This window comes from Amycolatopsis sp. PS_44_ISF1 (assembly GCF_032335455.1).
Lineage (GTDB): Bacteria > Actinomycetota > Actinomycetes > Mycobacteriales > Pseudonocardiaceae > Amycolatopsis.
Map to the genome: position 1 here is coordinate 273,737 of NZ_JANUXO010000004.1, position 18,764 is coordinate 292,500.

The 18,764-nt window shown below is 69.8% G+C and carries 12 protein-coding genes and 2 rRNA genes; 2 read left to right on the forward strand and 12 right to left on the reverse strand.

The window, feature by feature from the left end; genetic code table 11:
• Positions 1-56: 56 nt before the first annotated feature.
• On the reverse strand, positions 57-1,196 hold the full coding sequence (locus NYF13_RS31145; RefSeq protein ID WP_315661512.1) for an acyltransferase: 1,140 nt from the start codon (positions 1,194-1,196) through the stop codon (positions 57-59).
• A 495-nt stretch (positions 1,197-1,691) separates the two neighbouring features.
• Here NYF13_RS31145 and NYF13_RS31150 point away from each other — a divergent pair, with 495 nt between their 5' ends.
• Positions 1,692-3,602: a glycosyl hydrolase family 18 protein gene (locus NYF13_RS31150; protein ID WP_315661513.1), complete on the forward strand. Its 1,911-nt coding sequence runs from the start codon at positions 1,692-1,694 to the stop codon at positions 3,600-3,602.
• Between the two features lie 137 nt (positions 3,603-3,739).
• Here the strand turns inward: NYF13_RS31150 and NYF13_RS31155 are convergent, their stop codons facing one another.
• The 9 genes from NYF13_RS31155 to NYF13_RS31195 all read right to left on the reverse strand — a co-directional run bounded on the left by NYF13_RS31155 (position 3,740) and on the right by NYF13_RS31195 (position 13,432).
• Positions 3,740-4,687, reverse strand: a complete 948-nt coding sequence (locus NYF13_RS31155; protein ID WP_315661514.1) for a copper transporter — start codon at positions 4,685-4,687, stop codon at positions 3,740-3,742.
• A complete protein-coding gene (gene steA / locus NYF13_RS31160) occupies positions 4,684-5,868 on the reverse strand; it encodes a putative cytokinetic ring protein SteA (RefSeq protein ID WP_315661515.1) in 1,185 nt (394 codons plus the stop codon). Before steA ends, NYF13_RS31155 begins: the two co-directional genes overlap by 4 nt.
• Positions 5,869-5,964: 96 nt before the next feature.
• On the reverse strand, positions 5,965-7,119 hold the full coding sequence (locus NYF13_RS31165) for a DUF1266 domain-containing protein (RefSeq protein ID WP_315661516.1): 1,155 nt from the start codon (positions 7,117-7,119) through the stop codon (positions 5,965-5,967).
• Between the two features lie 10 nt (positions 7,120-7,129).
• A complete protein-coding gene (gene recN, locus NYF13_RS31170) occupies positions 7,130-8,911 on the reverse strand; it encodes a DNA repair protein RecN (RefSeq protein ID WP_315661517.1) in 1,782 nt (593 codons plus the stop codon).
• A gap of 100 nt (positions 8,912-9,011) precedes the next feature.
• Positions 9,012-9,962, reverse strand: coding sequence for an NAD kinase (locus NYF13_RS31175; protein ID WP_315661518.1), 951 nt, complete (start codon positions 9,960-9,962; stop codon positions 9,012-9,014).
• A complete protein-coding gene (locus tag NYF13_RS31180) occupies positions 9,959-10,801 on the reverse strand; it encodes a TlyA family RNA methyltransferase (RefSeq protein WP_315661519.1) in 843 nt (280 codons plus the stop codon). The genes NYF13_RS31175 and NYF13_RS31180 overlap by 4 nt, the downstream gene beginning before the upstream one ends.
• A 4-nt stretch (positions 10,802-10,805) precedes the next feature.
• On the reverse strand, positions 10,806-11,006 hold the full coding sequence (locus NYF13_RS31185) for a hypothetical protein (protein WP_315661520.1): 201 nt from the start codon (positions 11,004-11,006) through the stop codon (positions 10,806-10,808).
• Positions 11,007-11,022: 16 nt separating this feature from the next.
• Positions 11,023-12,009 carry an HAD-IIA family hydrolase gene (locus tag NYF13_RS31190; protein WP_315661521.1) on the reverse strand — a complete coding sequence of 329 codons (987 nt, stop codon included), beginning with the start codon at positions 12,007-12,009 and terminating at the stop codon, positions 11,023-11,025.
• On the reverse strand, positions 12,002-13,432 hold the full coding sequence (locus NYF13_RS31195) for a hypothetical protein (RefSeq protein WP_315661522.1): 1,431 nt from the start codon (positions 13,430-13,432) through the stop codon (positions 12,002-12,004). The genes NYF13_RS31190 and NYF13_RS31195 overlap by 8 nt, the downstream gene beginning before the upstream one ends.
• An 18-nt stretch (positions 13,433-13,450) precedes the next feature.
• On the opposite strand from NYF13_RS31195, the gene NYF13_RS31200 reads away from it, so the two are divergent.
• Positions 13,451-14,971 (forward strand): hypothetical protein, encoded by a 1,521-nt coding sequence (locus NYF13_RS31200; protein ID WP_315661523.1) that lies wholly within the window; start codon positions 13,451-13,453, stop codon positions 14,969-14,971.
• 214 nt (positions 14,972-15,185) lie between these two features.
• Here the strand turns inward: NYF13_RS31200 and rrf are convergent.
• A 5S ribosomal RNA gene (rrf, locus tag NYF13_RS31205) occupies positions 15,186-15,302 on the reverse strand.
• Positions 15,303-15,393: 91 nt separating this feature from the next.
• Positions 15,394-18,531, reverse strand: a 23S ribosomal RNA gene (locus NYF13_RS31210).
• Between the last annotated feature and the right edge of the window lie 233 nt (positions 18,532-18,764).

Below are 18,764 nucleotides of genomic sequence, written 5' to 3' on the forward strand. Positions count from 1 at the left end.
GGTGGCTCCGTCACCCGCTTGCACCGTGCTCCTCGGAACGCGGGCCGGCCTCCTGGTCAGACGACCCGCGCCGCCGGTCGCAGCGGGGGCCGGCCGGTCAGCATCCGGCTGACCGGGAGGCGCCGCAGGATCTCGACGATCACGAAGGTCAGCGCGACCGTGGCCGGGTAGACCACGATGGTCGTCCACGGGGCGCCCGGTCCGTCGCCGACCAGGGCGATCAGCGGGCCGAGCAGGGCCAGGGCGATGGGGTGCGCGAGGAAGATGGCGAACGAGCGGTCCACCGCCCAGGAGACGAACCGGGAACCGCGGCGGCGGCCTTCGCTCCAGCGCGCGCCGGCCAGGTAGATCGTCGCGATGGCGGCCACGAACCACGGGATCAGGTACAGCCGGAACGCGTCACTGGCCAGCTCCGGCCACAGCCCCTCGCGGACGTTCGAGAAGTAGCCCGCCTCGGCCACCCCGAGCGAGACCACCAGCCCGCCCAGCACCAGCCACCGGTGCCGGAGCAGCCAGTCGTGCACGGTCTTCAGGTGCACCCCCGCGACGGCGCCCAGCACCGAATAGAACTGGTAGGGCAGCAGCGTCGTGTAGAACCGCGTGGTGGTGGTGTAGTCGACCCCGGCCGGCGGGTCGCTGAGGAAGGCGATGACCGCGACCTGCACCGCGCCGGAGACGGCCAGCACCGTCCACGGGTGGCGCCGGATCACCCCGACCAGCTTCATCAGCAGCGGGAACAGCAGGTAGACCTGCAGCGTGACCAGCAGGAAGTACAGGTGGTACCAGGCGGTGCCGGTGCCGATCTCGATCACCAGGGCCCGCAGCGCCGCGCCGGCCGAGGCCGGGGGCTGGTCGGCCGTGACCATCGAGTACGCCCAGTAGATCACCGACCAGAGCACGTAGGGCACGGCGACCAGCGGCACCCGCCGCCGCCAGAACCGGCCCGCCGCCAGCGGCCGGTCCCGGTACTGGAACACCAGCACGAAGGTGCTCAGCGCGAAGAACGCCTGGCGGGTGAAGTGCAGCAGACCCTCGATCGCGTCGGCGGGCACGTCCTGCGGGAACGTGGTCGCGCCCAGCACGTGCATGAAGATCACGAAGGCGAACGTGATCACGCGGAACAGGTCGAGCTGGTAAAGGTGGGACGGGCGGACCGAAACAGGCGCTGCCGGGCGAGCGATCTGGGTGGTGCTCATGGTTCGGGCACGCTCCTGGGGTCGGAGATGGTCTGGGCGCCAGACTCGCCACCCCGGCTGTGAATGGACTGTGTCGTCGCTGAGAGTCGGCTGTTCCATCAGACCCCACTTTGTCATTGCCCGCACGGGGACCGCCGACCGGCGTCCGGATCCGGCGGCCCGGATCACCTCCGGGCCGGGTACCGGGCGCGGCGGACCGGGGAATCCCGGCCGCCCCCAGGCGCACCGCCACCCGGCCCTTTCCCGCGGTCCGGTGCGCCTGCCCCGCTTCGCACCCTGGCGATCCCGCGGGCCGACCATCGGAGGGATTTCCGGACAACGGAGCCGAAAGCCCCCAGGCCCCGGAATTGGTCTAGTCCAAAGTCTTGACTCTCCCCCAGCGTGGGTTCACATTCAGGACGGGCTGGTACCGCTCACGTTGTGACCATGAGTTCGCGCACCCCCGCCGCGCACCCCGGTGCGGGGCGGGGTGCGCGCCTGCGTGAGGGAGAAACCATGCAGCACAAGGTATCCAGACGGATGGCCTGGCTGTCCGCGGCCGCCGCCGCGGTCGTCGTGGCCGGGCTGACGACGCTCGGCGGGCCGGCCGCCCAGGGCGCGGCGCTGACGCCCGCGGCGGCCCCCGCTGCGTCCGGCGGCACGCGCATCGCCTACTACGACCAGTGGAGCATCTACCAGAACGCCTACTACCCGAAGAACGTCGACGCGCTCGCCGGCAACCTCGACTACCTGCTCTACGACTTCGAGAACGTCGACCCGGCGAACCTCACCTGCTTCGAGAACACCAAGGCCAGCGATCCGGACCCGGCCGGGGAGAACGACCCGAACGCCGGCGACGGCGCGGGCGACGCGTTCGCCGACTACCAGAAGTCCTTCGGCTCCGACATCAGCGTCGACGGCACGGCCGACGCCTACGGCATGCCGATCGTCGGCAACTTCCACCAGTTGCAGGAGCTGAAGGCCCGCCACCCGAACCTCAAGGTGGTGCTCTCGCTCGGCGGCTGGAGCTACTCGAAGTACTTCTCCGACGTGGCGGCGACCGACGCCTCGCGCAAGAAGTTCGTCAGCTCCTGCATCGACATGTTCATCAAGGGCAACCTGCCCGCCCAAGGCGGTTACGGCGGCCCGGGCAGCGCGGCCGGCCTCTTCGACGGCTTCGACATCGACTGGGAGTACCCCGGCTCCACCACGGGCCACCTCGGCAACCACGTCAGCCCGAACGACACCGCGAACTACACCGCCCTGCTGGCCGAATTCCGCTCGGAGCTCGACGCGCTGGGCGGCAAGCACTACGCGCTTTCGGCCGCGCTGCCCGGCGGGCAGGACAAGATCGCGAAGCTGCAGACCGACAAGATCGGCAACTACCTCGACTTCGGCGACGCGATGACCTACGACATGCACGGCGCCTGGGACGCGACCGGACCGACCAACTTCCAGGACCCGCTCTACGGCGCGCCGAACGACCCGTCCGGCACCATCCCGCCCGGCACCGAGAAGTACACCATCGATTCGGTGCTCAAGGCCTACACCAAGGGCGATCCGCCGTACGGCATCCCCGGCGGGTTCCCGGCCGGCAAGCTCACGCTCGGCATCCCGTTCTACTACCGCGGCTGGACCGGTGTGCCCGCCGGCTCGAACCACGGTCTGTACCAGAGCGCTTCCGGCCCCTCGGCCGGGAAGACGTTGAGCGGCAACGTGCCGGGCGTCGCGATGTACAAGGAGCTGTCCGGGATCGTCGACAACCCGGCCGACACCTTCTACGACCCGACCACCCAGTCGGCCTGGTTCTACGACGGCACGAACTTCTTCGGCGGCTCCTCGCCGCAGTCGATCAAGGCCCGCACGGACTACATCCACTGCAACGGCCTGGCCGGGGCGATGATGTTCTCCCTCTACGACCTCGACCCGGGCTCGACCCTGTTCAACGCCGTGGTCAACGGGCTCGCGGCGCCGACCTCGGGCTGCGCCAGCCCGCCGACCAGCCCCACCACACCGACGACCCCCACCACGCCCACCACCCCCACCACGCCGTCCAGCCCCACGACCCCGACCACCCCGGGCGGCGGCTCGTGCACGGCCGCGGCGTGGAGCGCCACGCAGCCCTACAGCGGCGGCGCGGTGGTCTCCTACGGCGGCCACAACTGGACGGCCAAGTGGTGGACCCAGGGCGACACCCCCGGCGGCAGCCAGAACGTGTGGACCGACAACGGCCTCTGCTCGGGCGGTAGCACGCCGACCACCGGGTCGCCGGGCACCTGCTCGGCCGCGGCCTGGAGCGCCACGCAGGCCTACAGCGGTGGCGCGGTGGTGTCCTACGGCGGTCGCAAGTGGACGGCCAAGTGGTGGACCCAGGGCGACACCCCCGGCGGCAGCCAGAACGCCTGGACCGACAACGGCGCCTGCTGAGGCCGGAACGCACGAGTCGGCGGCGGAACGCGGATCTCCCACCCTCGAAGAGACCACGTCCCGCCGCCGACGTGCGTGCGGGGCTCAGTGCGCGTGAGCGGCCGGCCGGTGGCGACCGGGCCGGCCCCCCACGAGCGCTAGTTCCCGGCGGAGCTGACGCCCGGGGCGGGCGCCTGGGCGTTGCCGGCGATGCCGTACCGCCCGGCTCCGCCGTCGAGCTGCTCGCGCAGGGCCATCACGGTGGCGACCCGGCCGGCGGCCGAGTCGACGTTGTCCACAGTGGACAGGATCGAGGTCGCCGAGGTGTCGGCGCGGACCACGCCCAGCGCGCCGGAGCCCTCGGCCGAGCCCTGGTCGCCGGCCAGCACCGTGCCCGCCCCGGCGCGGTCGAGCTGGGTGGCGAACCGGGCGATGGTCGAGGCCCGGTCGCCCGCGCCGTCCCCGGTCGCCGGCGAGCCGGTCAGCACGATCGCCAGTTGCGCGGGCTGCACGCCCTGGCTGGGCTTCACGAACCCGCCGTCGGTCAGCCCGCCCAGCGCGGCGGCCAGCTCGTCGCCGGTGGACTGCGGTTTGGCGGAGCTCTTGTCCAGCAGCAGCACCGAGCCGAGCAGCGCGCCGGCCAGCGTGCCGGAGTCGCCCGCGGTGGGGAACTTAGACCCGGCCGGCTGCAACCGGGTGACCACGTCGCGCAGCTGGTCGGCCTTGTCCGGGTCGGTGAACGCGTCGGTCAGCTGCAGTTCGCCGGTCACCGAGCCACCGGCCTGCGAGACCAGCTGCTTGAGCGCGTCGCGGTCGGCCGGGCGCGCGTCCGCGGTGGTCACCAGCACCACCGTGCGCTTGTCGAGCTGCCCGGCCACCACCTTGGGACCCATTGCACCGGCGAACGAGTCGGCGTCGGCCAGCCGGGCGCCCAGTGCGTTGCGCTGGGCCTCAAGATCGGCGACCTGCGTGCCGAGGTCCTTCTTCTGGTCCGACAGCCCCGAGAGCAGCGAGCCGTTGAGCGCGGTGGACCCGAGTACCACGCCGACGGCCAGCGCCAGGAAGCACGCCGTGATGGAAACGATGTGGTAGCGCAGGGAAATCACCGGAAAAGCCCCTTCACCCAGTTCGTGAACGTGGTCCAGGTGTGCTGGATCCAGTCGAGGTAGACGGAGCCGACGTCGGAGACCAGCAGCGCGGCGATCACCACCACGACGGCGGCGAGGACGAGCAGCGCGACCGCGCCGAGCGACACCCGGCTGCGGTGCAGCGTCGCGACGGCCTTGCCGTCCACGAGTTTCGTGCCCAGCTTCAGCCGGGTGAGGAAGGTCGAGGGGTTGGAGCCGGACCGGCCGTGGTCCAGGAACTCCCGCAGCGTGGCCTGGAACCCGACGGTGACCACCAGGCTCGCGCCGTGCGCGTCGGCCAGCAGCAGCGCGAGGTCCTCGGCGTTGCCGGTCGCGGGGAAGGTCACCGCGCCGATGCCCAGGTCCTGGATCCGCTCGACCCCGGGTGCGTGGCCGTCCGGCTGCGCGGGCACGACGACTTCGGCCCCGCTGCGCAGCGTCGCCGCGCCGATGCCGTGCGGGTCGCCCACGATCACGTCCGGGGTGTAGCCCTGCGCGCGCAGCGAGTCGGCGCCGGCGTCCACGCCGACCAGCACCGGCCGGTGCTCGCCGATGTACTTCTTGAGCCGCTTGAGGTCTTCGGCGTGGCCGTTGCCGGCCGCGACCACGAGCACGTGCCGGTCGCGCAGCGGCATCCGCAGCTCGGGCACGCCGACGCCGTCGAGGATCAGCGTGCGCTCGCGGCGCAGGAACTCGATGGTGTTGGCCGAGAACGCCTCGAGCTGCGTCGACATCCCGGCCTTGGCCTCGATCATCTGGTCCGCGACGCTCTCGGTGGTCTGCTCGTCGCCGGAGGCGAGCTGGCGCTCCCCCAGGTAGACCGCGCCCCCGAACACCCGCAGCTTGGTGCCGTCCTTGACCGTGCGCAGCAGTTCGCCGCCGACCGAGTCGACCAGCGGGATGCCCGCGGCGAGCAGGATCTCCGGGCCCAGGTTGGGGAACCGGCCGGAGATCGACGGCGAGGCGTTGACCACCGCCGCCACCTCGGCCGCCACCAGCGCGTCGGCCGTCGCGCGGTCGAGGTCGAGCTGGTCGAGCACCACCACGTCGCCGGCGCTGACCCGGCGCAGCAGCTCCGGGGTCCGGCGGTCGACGCGCGCGACGCCGGTGATGCCGGGCAGGGCTTCCTGGTTTCGCGCGAGCAGACCGGTGAGCTTCATGTGGCTGATGGTGACAAATTTGTGCGGGGGACGAGGCACGACGCGCCGAAGCCCACGTGACTCATTGTGGTGAGCCGTGTCGCCGAGCGCGTCCGTTCAGGATTGGATGGGGGGTTCCGCCGGGGCGAAATCGAGGTTCACCCAGGGGCTGGCCGGGTCCTGAAGCAGCAGGTGGTGTACCCGCACGGCGGACTCGTAGGCTTCGCCGAACTCCTCACCGTCCAGGGCGAGCACCCGGCCCATCAGGTAGCTCGCCGACAGCTCGGCCCATGACTGGTGGTAGCGGCGGGCCACGGCGCCGGCCTCGAGCACCATCAGCTCGGCCGTCAGCGCGTCGCAGTGCCCGACCGCCAGTCCCCAGCGCGCCAGGCCGATCGCGCGGCCGACGTCCCAGCCGATGGTCGTGCCCACGGCCCCGTCCGGCGGCAGCACCTCGTCGGCCCGCAGCCGCTGCTCGTAGCGCACGATCCGGCCGACCGTGCCGAGCAGCTCCGCGGACTGGTGCCCGGCGTCGTTCTCCGCGCACCAGTACCGGACCAGCTCGGCCCAGCCCACCGGGTCCAGTTCCTCGTCGTGCTGCGCCCGCAGCACCAGCACGAGGTTGCCCGGGGTCAGCACGTACTGGTCGCCGAGCAGCCGGGCCACCGCCCGCCGCCAGTCCGCCGCGTCGCCGACGCCCCACCAGTCGCGCAGGCCGCGGACCTCGGCGACGTAGTCGTGGTAACGCGGGTCGAGCACGTTCCACGGCTCGGCGGTGAGCGCGGCCTGCTGCGCCCCGCAGGCCAGCGCCCGGGCGACCGGGCCGTCGAACCGGCCGTAGTGCGCGGTGTTGAGCCGCTCCACCTGCTGCTCGACCGCCGTGACCCGGTCCGGGTTCGCGTCCAGCCAGGGCAGCACGACCGCGCCGGTCACCCGCCATTCGCCCGGGGTGCCGCGGTTGAACACCACCGGGTCCGCACCGGCCAGCCCGTGCAGCGCCCAGTCGAGGTCGCCGCTGAGGAACACCACGTCCGCGCCGAAGTCGGGCAGCGCGCCCCGGGTGAACACCTGCAGCGACGGCTCGCCGTCGTGCTCGCAGCAGGCCTGGGCGGACGACCAGGACCGCTGCCCGGCCAGCTTCTCGGCGTCCGGCCGGTGGATCGGCACGAACAGCTCCTCGTCACCGAGCAGCCCGAGGAACCGGTCCAGATCGGCCTCACGCCGCGCCTCGGCGAGCTCGGCCTCCACATCGGCCACCGCGGCCCAGATCATCGGCTCCCGCTCAGTTCTTCTTGGCGCGTTTGCGCTTCGGCGCCGGCGCCGACTTGTCCTTCTCCGCCACCGCCAGCAGCTCCTCGGCGTGCGCGCGACCGGTCTCGGTGCCGTCCATGCCGGCCAGCATGCGGGCCAGCTCCTGCACGCGGTCGGCCTGCTCCAGCCGCTTCACCCCGCTGCGCGTGACGCCGCCGCTGGTGCCCTTGTCGACCACGAGGTGCTGGTCGGCGAACGCCGCGACCTGCGGCAGGTGGGTCACCACCAGCACCTGGTGGGTGCGGGCCAGCCGCGCCAGCCGCCGCCCGATCTCGACCGCGGCCCGGCCGCCGACCCCGGCGTCGACCTCGTCGAACACCAGCGTCTGCACGGTGTCTACGTTGGCCAGCACCACCTCGATGGCCAGCATCACGCGGGAGAGCTCACCCCCGGAGGCCGCCTTGTGCACCGGCAGCGGCGGCGCGCCGTTGTGCGCGCGCAGCAGCAGCTCGACCTCGTCGACGCCCTCGGGGCCGGCGTGCACCGCGTGCCCGTCGATGGCCAGCGCCTGCTGGTCGCCGTGCTCGGCCGGGCGCTGCTCGACGGTGATCTCCAGCTCGGCCTGGCCCATGGCCAGCCCGGACAGCTCCTGGGTGATGGCCGAGGCCAGCTCCGCGGCGGCTTTGGCCCGCGCGCCCGACACCTCGGCGGCGTGCCCGGACAGCCGCACGGCCAGCTCGTCGCGGCGGCCGGCCAGCTCGGCCAGCGCCTCGTCGGAGGTGTCCACCGACTCCAGCCGGCGGCGGGCGTCATCGGCCCAGGCCAGCACCCCGTCCACGTCGGCCGCGTACTTGCGGGTGAGCCGCTTGAGGTCGGCCTGGCGGGCCAGCACCTTCTCCAGCAGCGCCGGATCGGCGTCCAGCGTCTCGACGTAGCTGCCCAGCTCGGTGCCGACGTCGCCGAGCAGCATCGACGCCTCTTCCAGGCGCGGGGCCAGCTCGCGCAGCACCGGGTCCTCGGCCGAAGCCAGCCGCCGCACCGCCTCGCCGACCAGCCCGAGCGCGCCCGGCGCGTCCGGGTCGCCGTCCTGCGAGCCCGACACCGCGGCGTGCGCCTCGGTCGCGGTCGCACGCAGCTCGTCGACCGCGGCCAGCCGCTTGATCTGCTCGGTGAGCTCGACGTCCTCGCCCGGTTCGGGCGCGACGGCGTCGATCTCGTTCAGCCCGTGCTTGAGCAGGTCGGCCTGCTGCGCCATCTCGCGCGAGCGGCTGGAGCGCTCGCTCAGCTCGGCGATCACCGCCAGCCACTCGGCCCGGACCTCGCGGTAGGCGGTGAGCGGTTCGCCCACCGACTCACCGGCGAACCGGTCGATCACCGCACGCTGCTCGGCCGGGCGCAGCAGCCGCAGCTGGTCGTTCTGCCCGTGCACGGCGATCACCTGCTCGGACAGCTCGGCCAGCACCCCGACCGGCACGGACCGGCCGCCCAGGTGCGCTCTCGAGCGCCCGTCGACGGCCATCGTGCGCAGCGCGATCACGCTACCGTCCTCGTCGATGTCGGCGCCCGCGTCGGTGACGATCCGGCTCGCGGCCTCGGCCTTGCCGAGGGTGAACCGCCCTTCCACGAACGCCTTGAGCATTCCCGTCCGGACCTTGGAGGCTTCGGCCCGCCCGCCGGAGAGCAGGTGCAGCCCGGTCACGACCATGGTCTTACCGGCACCCGTCTCACCGGTCACGACGGTGAAGCCCGGGTGCAGTTCCAGCAGGGCTTCCTCGATCACTCCGAGGCCCTGGATGCGCATCTCGGCCAGCACGACGCCTACGGTAGCCGCCCCCACCGACGTTCTGTGCGCTCGACCACCGTTAACTACTCTTTTGCCTGGTCGAACACCTGTGCGGGCGAGTCGCGGCGGGTCAGACCGCGCGGCCGCCGGTACGGCGCTCGCGCCAGCCGCGCACCGGCAGGCCGAACTTGTGCACCAGCCGGTCGGTGAACACGCCCTCCCACAGCCGCACCAGCCGCACCGGGCGACGCCCGCAGACCACGCGCACCAGCGACCCCGGCGGCATGGCGAAGCTGCGCAGCCCGTCGCAGGTCAGCACCGCCTCGGGCCCGGTCGGGTCGGTCGCCACGGTGATCACCGAATCCGGCGAGACCACGAGCGGGCGCGAGAACATGGCGTGCGCGTTGCTCGGCACCACCAGCAGCGCCTCCACGTCCGGCCACATGATCGGGCCGCCGGCGGAGAAGGCGTACGCGGTGGAGCCGGTCGGCGTCGCGCACAGCACGCCGTCGCAGCCGAAGGACGAAACCGGCCGGCCGTCGACCTCGATCAGCGCGTCCAGCACCCGCTCACGGGTGAACTTCTCCACGCTGGCCTCGTTCAGCGCCCAGGTGCGGTAAAGCTCCTCACCGCCGGAGGTGACCGTGACGTCGACCGTCATCCGGTCCTCGACCTGGTACTCGCGGTCGACCACCTGCTGCACGGCGTCGGCGAGCGCGTCGGAGTCGGCCTCGGCCAGGAAGCCGACGCGGCCCAGGTTCACGCCCAGCACCGGCACGCCGGCCGGGCGCGCCAGCTCGGCCGCGCGCAGCAGCGTGCCGTCACCGCCGAGGACGAACACCAGCTCCGCCCCGCGCGCCGGGTCGTCCTGCGGCGCGACGATCGTGCAGGACATCGCCATGCCGCCGTCCGGGTCGATCAGCTGCCGGACCTCTTCGTCGGTCACGCGCAGCCGGATCCCGGCCTTGCTGAACCGCGCGGACACCTCCCGCGCCGCCTCGCGGGTGGTGTCCCGGTCCGGGTGCACCACGAGGAGCACTTCACGTCCGGTGCCGTCGGCACCTTCGTGGCTGGTGGTCACTGCGGTCCCTCCTCGACGGCGGCCCACACGAGCCGCTCGGCACTGTCCACAGTGCCATCGCTGCCATCGCTGGCTGCTCCGGCGCCCGGGTCTTGACGCCGGAGCCACACGAAGTACTCGACATTGCCCGAGGGCCCCGGCAGCGGGCTGGCCGCCACCCCGCGCAACGCGAGCCCGAGCTTCGCCGCCGCCTCGATCACGCCGAGCACGGATTCGGCGCGCAGGTCGGGGTCCCGGACCACGCCCCCGCTGCCGAGACGGTCCTTGCCGACCTCGAACTGCGGTTTGACCATCGGCACCAGGTCCCCGCCCTCGCGCACGCAGGCCGCCAGCGCGGGCAGCACGAGCCTGAGCGAGATGAACGAGAGGTCGCCGACCATCAGGTCGACCGGCCCGCCGAGGTCGTCCGGGGTCAGGTTGCGCACGTTGGTGCGGTCGAGCACGACCACGCGCGCGTCGGTCCGCAGCCGCCAGTCGAGCAGTCCGCGGCCCACGTCGGCGGCGAGCACCGTGGCCGCTCCCCCGCGCAGCAGCACGTCGGTGAAACCACCCGTGGACGCGCCGGCGTCGAGACAGCGCTTTCCTTCGACTTCAAGCCCTTCCGGACCGAATTTCGCCAGCGCGCCCAGCAGTTTGTGCGCGCCGCGCGAAGCCCAGCCGGGATCGTCGGAGTCCTTCACCACGATGGGCGCGTCGGATTCCACTCCGGTGGCGGGTTTGCTCGCCACCAGCCCGCGCACGGTGACCTTGCCCCCGGTGATCAGCGCCGAGGCCTGCTCCCGGGAGCGGGCGAGGCCGCGGCGCACCAGCTCCGCGTCCAGCCGGGCCCTTCTGGGCACGGCGTCAGACCTTGTCGATGCTGGACAGGGCCACGGTGAGCTCGGTGTGCACGGCCTCGAACCGGTCGACGTGCTCGGTCAGCGGCAGCGCGTTCAGCTCGTCCAGGCCCGCGACGGCTTCGCCGATCCCCGCGCGGGGATCGCTCGGCTGCGGCCCGGGGGCCGGGGGCGGGCCCGGGACGGGCCTCGGGACGTTCGGGTGCACGCCGTAAAACTACCAGTCAGGCCAGTCCGAGCTCGGCCACCGCCGCGGCCGCCGCGTCGCCGTCCGCGCGGACCGTGGTCGCGCCGGTCTCCCACGCCGCGTGGCACAGCGCGCGCAGGAGGTCGAGGGGACCGCCGCGGCCGGCGGCCACCAGCTCGTCCCCGGCGGTGATCTCCCAGCCCGGGCGGGGCCCGATCTTCAGCCCGCCGGCTGGCTGGGTCAACGCGGTGAGGTCGGCGGCCAGGTGCGTCGGCCGCTCCGCCGCGACCGCGGTGAGCAGCCCGGCCGGAGTGGCGACGCCGGAGAGCACGGCGAGCGAGTCGACCCCCGCCGCGACCGCTCCGGCGATGTCGGTGTCCAGCCGGTCGCCGACCACGAGCGGGCGGGCGGCACCGGCCGAGCGCGCGGCCGTCTCGAACAGCAGCGGCTGCGGCTTCCCGGCCACCACGGGCTCGGTGTCGGTGGCCGTGCGCAGGGCGGCGACCATCGAGCCGTTGCCCGGCAGCAGCCCGCGCTCGGTCGGCAAGGTCGCGTCGACGTTGCACGCCACCCAGAGCGCCCCCGTCCGGATGGCGAGGCACGCCTCGGCCAGGTCGGCCCACGCGTTGTCGGGCGAATGCCCCTGCACGACGGCGGCAACACCGGGGCCGTTCTCGCGCACCGGGGTGAAGCCGGCCCCACGCACCTCCGCCGCCAGCGACTCCGTGCCCACCACGAGCACCTCGGCCCCGGCGGGCAGGCGACCGCCGAGCACCGCCGCGGCGGCCTGGGCGCTCGTGTGCACCTCCGAGGACTCGGCCGGCAGGCCCAGTTCGCGCAGGTGCGCCACGACGTCACCGGGGGCCTTGGACGCGTTGTTGGTGACGAACCGGACGGCGGTGCCGTGCTCGCGCACGGCTTCCACCGCCTCCGGCGCACCCGCGATCACCTGCGTGCCGTGGTAGACGGTGCCGTCCAGGTCGAACAGCACCGCGTCGTAACCCGCCAGGAGCGCGTCACTCATTCGACAGCTCCGCCGCCCGCTCCGCGGCGTCGGTCTCGTCCTCGGCGTCGGCCTCGGAGGCGTTGAGGAACCAGCGCACGGCTTCGTCCTTGCGCCCGGCCGCCGCGAGGTTGTCGGCGTAGGCGTAGAAGAGGCGCGCACTCCACGGGTCCCGCTTGCTGGGGATCAGATCGGGCCCCTGCAGCGAAACGACCGCGGCGTCGAGCTGCCCGAGGTCGCGACGCGCCCCGGCCGCAACAATCGCCAGCTCGACCTGAGTGCTCTTCGCCAGCTTCGAGGTGTCGGTCTCCTTCGCCAGGTCCAGCGCCCGCTCCGGCCGGCCGAGCGCCCGCTCGGCGTCGGCGATGATGGCGATGTGCTCGTCGCTGCGCGTCATCCGCCGCACAGCCCGCAGCTCCGACAGAGCTTCCTGCCAGTTCCCGACGTGATAGGCGACCAGTCCGAGGGCCTCCCGCACGATCGGCACGCGCGAAGCCTTGGCCTTCGCGTACTTCGCGTGCTCCAGCGCCGCCTCGGGGTCGCTGTCGACCAGCCCGCCCGCGGCCACGAGATGCTTCCCGACCGTCTCCGCCAGGCCCTTGGGCAACGTCCGCAGGTCGCGGCGCGCCTCCTCGTCCAGATCCGAGAACTCGACGCCCTCCGGCAACTCGGGCGCGGCCAGCAGTTCGCGCGCCATGGCCTCGTCGTCGAGCGCAGCATCCTCCCCGCCCCGGACGAAGCGCCCAGCCCGCTGCGGCCGATCCTCACGCTGCGGCCGGTCATCCCGCCGGGGACGGTCGTCGCGGTCGCGGTTCGGACGATCGGCCCGCTGCGGCCGCTCGAACCGCTGCGGCCGCTCGTCCCGGCCGCCTCGGTCGTCCCGCCGGGGCCGCTCAGTCCGCTCGTCCCGGCCACTCCGCTCGTCCCGCCGGGGACGGTCGTCCCCGCGGTCGGCACGCCGGTCAGGGGCACCGGCACTCGGCCGGTCGTCGGCCCGATCCGCACTGGTGCCCCGTGCGTTCGCGCGCTCGGTGCTCTCCTCGCTGGCGCCCCGTCCGTCCGACCGCTCGGTGCTCTCCTCGCTGGCGCCCAGTCCGTCCACGCGCTCGGTGCTTCCCGCGCTGCTATCCGGCCCGTCCCCGCGCTCGGTGCTGCCCGCACCATTACCCGGGCGGTCACCGGCACTCAGCCCGTCGGTGCCGTCCGCATCGACGACCGGCCCACCGTCACCGCTGTCCGCGCCGGTGCCCGACTCGGCAACTTCGAGGCCGCGGTCAGCCCGACCGGCCACGTCGTCGCGAACAGCACCCTCGTCCCGCCTCGGCCGGTCGGTTTCCCGGCCGGACTCGGCGGCAGTGTCGCCCGCTGCACGGTCGCCGACAGTCTCGGTGTCCGGCCGGCTGCCGCTGGCAGCGCCGGTCTCGTCCACGAAGGTCGAGGACATGGTGTCATCGGTGAGGTCATGATCCGCGGCGTCGAAACCAGTGGTACCGGTGGTATTGACGGTGCGGCTGCGCTCAGCACCACCGGAACGGTCGTCACGCCGATAACCGTCGCGGTCACCCCGGCGGTCGTCCCGCCCGGCCGAGCCACGACGCTCGAACCCGCGATCACTCCCGCCCCGCGAGTCACGGGAGCTACCGCGGTCGTCCCGCTTGAAGCCGCCGCCAGAACCACGGTCGTTGCGGAATCCACTGCCGGAACCGCGATCATCGCGGAACCCACTGCCGGATCCACGATCGTTACGGAATCCGCTGCCGGATCCGCGATCGTTGCGGAACCCGCTGCCGCCCCGGTCGTCCCGGCGGTCTCCGCCGCCACGGGTCCCGCCGGACCGCGAGTCGCGGTCACCCTGGTAGCCACCAACACCCCGGTCGCCCCGGTACCCAGAGCCGCGGTCGCCGGAGCGGTCGCTCTGATAGCCGCCGCTGCCGCCCCGGGAGCCACCCTGGTAGCCACCGCCCCCACGGTCTTCCCGGCGGTCACCACCGCGGAACCCACCGGTCCCCCGGTCATCACGACGATCCCCGCCACTGCGGAAACCACTGCCACCTCGGTCGCCGCCACCGCGGTAACCGCCGGCGCCCCGGTCGTCGCGACGGTCTCCGCCGCTGCGGAAGCCACTGTCCCGGTCGCCGCGATAGCCGCCGCGCGAGTCACTGCCCGAGCCTCGGTTCCCCTGGTAGCCGCCGGAACGGTGGTCGTCTCGATCGTTCTTGAAACCACCGCTCTTGAAACCACCGCCGCTGCGATCGTCGCGGAAGCCGCCGCCGGAGCGATTGTCCCCACCGCTGCGGAAGCCGCCCGAGCCGGCGCCGCGCGTCTCGCGGAAACCGCCTTGGCCACGATCGTCACGATCGCCCCGGTAACCACCCGAGCCACCCTTCGAGTAGCCGCCGGAGCCCCGGTCGCTCTGGGAGTCACGATTGCCCTGGTATCCGCCGGAAGCACGGCCATCCTTGGCGTCACGGCCGCCCTGATAACCACCGGTGCCCGCGTCACGACTGCCGCGGTAGCCACCAGTGGTGCGATCGCCGCCGGAACGCGAGTCGCGGTCGCCCTGATATCCCCGGGAGCCCCCCTGGTAACCGCCGCTGCCGCGGTCTTCCCAGCGCCGGCCGGAGTCCTTGCGGTCGCCGTAGGACGATTTGCCCTGGGGGCGACCGGTGCCGCGATCGTCGGAACGCCCGCCGCCACGGTTGTCGTAACCGCCGCGCGAGCCGCCGCCGGAGCGGTTGTCGTCGCGATTGCCGGCGTAGCCGCCGCGCTGGTGGGGGCCGTCGCCCGAACTGGGCCGGCCCTGGTAGCCACCCGTGCCACGGGCGCCCGCGCCGCGGTCGTCGCGACGAGGACGTCCCTGGTGGCTGCTGTCGCGTCCGCCCCGATCCTGCCGCGCGCCGCGCCGGTCTCCCCGGGGCGCGTCCGACCGGTTGCCGCGGGAGCCTTGGTCGCGGCGAGCCGACCGCGACCCATCATCCTCTGAGTCACGTCGACCGAACTCGGACACCTGGCCTCCTGCCATCGAAAAAAATCTTGGTTTCGTAGGTAAGGCCCGCTAGGGGGCCGACTGGTCATCCTACGGGTCCACGCAGAGCACCCCCCGGGCGGCGTCGTCGCCGGCTCCCAGGGGGTGACATGGCAGTAGGGCCCCGGGAGGACGGGTGGTGTCCTCGACCGGGGCCCTGCTGGTTGGTTGAGTTCGGCGGTGTCCTACTCTCCCACAACCCTTCGGTTGCAGTACCATCGGCGCTTCCAGGCTTAGCTTCCGGGTTCGGAATGGGACCGGGCGTTTCCCTGGGGCTATGACCACCGAAACACTGTAAAACAACACACACTCACCACCGTGTTGTGTGGTGGTGTCGGGTGTGGTGTTTCAGAGCTGTAGAGTGGATGCGTAACATCTTCGTGGGCAAGTCCTCGGCCTATTAGTACCAGTCAACTCGACAACACATTACTGTGCTTCCATTTCTGGCCTATCAACCCAATGGTCTGTTGGGGGCCTTAACCCACACGGGGTGGGATACCTCATCTTGGAACAGGCTTCCCGCTTAGATGCCTTCAGCGGTTATCCCTTCCGAACGTGGCCAACCAGCCATGCCCCTGGCGGGACAACTGGCACACCAGAGGTTCGTCCGTCCCGGTCCTCTCGTACTAGGGACAGCCTTCCTCAAGTATCCTACGCGCGCGGCGGATAGGGACCGAACTGTCTCACGACGTTCTAAACCCAGCTCGCGTGCCGCTTTAATGGGCGAACAGCCCAACCCTTGGGACCTACTCCGGCCCCAGGATGCGACGAGCCGACATCGAGGTGCCAAACCATGCCGTCGATATGGACTCTTGGGCAAGATCAGCCTGTTATCCCCGGGGTACCTTTTATCCGTTGAGCGACACCCCTTCCACCAGGTGGTGCCGGATCACTAGTCCCGACTTTCGTCCCTGCTCGACATGTCTGTCTCACAGTCAAGCTCCCTTGTGCACTTGCACTCAACACCTGATTGCCAACCAGGCTGAGGGAACCTTTGGGCGCCTCCGTTACTCTTTAGGAGGCAACCGCCCCAGTTAAACTACCCATCAGGCACTGTCCCTGAACCAGATCATGGTCCGAGGTTGAGATTCCCAATTCGACCAGAGTGGTATTTCAACAACGACTCCACCACCACTAGCGTGACAGCTTCACAGTCTCCCACCTATCCTACACAAGCCGAACCGAAAACCAATACCAAACTATAGTAAAGGTCCCGGGGTCTTTCCGTCCTGCCGCGCGTAACGAGCATCTTTACTCGTAGTGCAATTTCGCCGGGCCTGTGGTTGAGACAGCCGGAAAGTCGTTACGCCATTCGTGCAGGTCGGAACTTACCCGACAAGGAATTTCGCTACCTTAGGATGGTTATAGTTACCACCGCCGTTTACTGGCGCTTAAATTCTCAGCTTCACCCCCCGAAAGGAGTTAACCGGTCCTCTTAACGTTCCAGCACCGGGCAGGCGTCAGTCCATATACATCGTCTTGCGACTTCGCATGGACCTGTGTTTTTAGTAAACAGTCGCTTTCCGCTGGTCTCTGCGGCCACCCACCCCTAGCCCGTCAAGAGCTTCAGGATGTTTGGCCCCCCTTCTCCCGAAGTTACGGGGGCATTTTGCCGAGTTCCTTAACCACAGTTCACCCGATCGCCTTAGTATTCTCTACCTGACCACCTGTGTTGGTTTGGGGTACGGGCCGTGCATGCACTCACTAGAGGCTTTTCTCGGCAGCATAGGATCACTCTACTTCACCTCAAACGGCTACGCATCACGTCTCAGAGTATCTAAAGCACGGATTTGCCTATGCTTTCTCCTACACGCTTACACCAGGACAACCAACGCCTGGCGGAGCTACCTTCCTGCGTCACCCCATCGCTTGACTACTACGAAATCAGGTCCCACGCTCCACACGACACCTCCGTCCGAAGACATCAGCGCCGGCTTCGGGTGGTTAGTATCAAACGCCTCGTCATGGGCGCACATGCTCGGGTACGGGAATATCAACCCGTTGTCCATCGACTACGCCTGTCGGCCTCGCCTTAGGTCCCGACTTACCCTGGGCGGATTAGCCTGGCCCAGGAACCCTTGGTCATCCGGCGGCAGAGTTTCTCACTCTGCATTCGCTACTCATGCCTGCATTCTCACTCCCACACCCTCCACGACTCGTTCACACGGCCGCTTCCCTGGATGCAGGACGCTCCCCTACCCATCAACACGACTACACAACCCCCTCAAGGAAGGTCGCGGATCTCCTGTGTCAATGACACAGCTTCGGCGGTGTGCTTAAGCCCCGCTACATTGTCGGCGCAGGACCACTTGACCAGTGAGCTATTACGCACTCTTTCAAGGGTGGCTGCTTCTAAGCCAACCTCCTGGTTGTCTGGGCAATCCCACATCCTTTCCCACTGAGCACACACTTAGGGGCCTTAGCTGGTGTTCTGGGCTGTTTCCCTCTCGACGACGAAGCTTATCCCCCGCCGTCTCACTGCCACACTCTCACACCACGGTATTCGGAGTTTGGTTGATTTCGGTAACCCGGTAAGGCCCCTAGACCATCCAGTAGCTCTACCCCCGTAGTGAAACATGTGACGCTGCACCTAAATGCATTTCGGGGAGAACCAGCTATCACGGAGTTTGATTGGCCTTTCACCCCTACCCACAGCTCATCCCCTCAGTTTTCAACCTAAGTGGGTTCGGGCCTCCACGACGTCTTACCGTCGCTTCACCCTGGCCATGGGTAGATCACTCCGCTTCGGGTCTAGACCACGCGACTATGTTCGCCCTGTTCAGACTCGCTTTCGCTACGGCTACCCCACACGGGTTAACCTCGCCACGCAGCACTAACTCGCAGGCTCATTCTTCAAAAGGCACGCCATCACCGTAACGTCTCACAACGTGCTCGGGCTCTGACGGCTTGTAGGCACACGGTTTCAGGTACTCTTTCACTCCCCTCCCGGGGTACTTTTCATCTTTCCCTCACGGTACTAGTCCGCTATCGGTCTTCAGGAAGTATTTAGGCTTACCGGGTGGTCCCGGCAGATTCACAGCAAATTCCACGAGCTCGCTGCTACTCGGGAACACCACACAAACAACCACCACATGTTTTCGCGTACGGGGCTCTCACCCACTCCGGCCCGCCATCCCAAACGGTTCCACTAACATGCATGATCATTCCGAGGACTGTCAGATCCTCGACGCTGGGTCCCACAACACCGCACACACAACGCCTGACAGCTTGACATGTACACGGTTTAGCCTCTTCCGCTTTCGCTCGCCACTACTCACGGAATCACGGTTGTTTTCTCTTCCTACGGGTACTGAGATGTTTCACTTCCCCGCGTTCCCTCCACACCGGCTATATATTCACCGGCGGGTAACACCACATCACTGGTGCTGGGTTTCCCCATTCGGAAATCCTCGGATCACAGCTCGGTTGACAGCTCCCCGAGGCTTATCGCAGCCTCCTACGTCCTTCATCGGCTCCTGAAGCCAAGACATCCACCATGTGCCCTTAACAACTTGACCACAAAGATGCTCGCATCCACTCTACAGTTCTCAAACACCACACCAGAAACAACAGTGTGTTGCCTCAGGACCCAACAGCATGCCAGCAAACACCCGACCACCCAGGCTACCGAAACAAACTTTCCCCACGGCCACGCCGCGGTACTCACTTGAACCTCACCCACCGTCGCCGGCGATAACCAGTAGTTCCACAATTCCTTGAGCAACCAGGACAAGTACACGCACGGCACTTG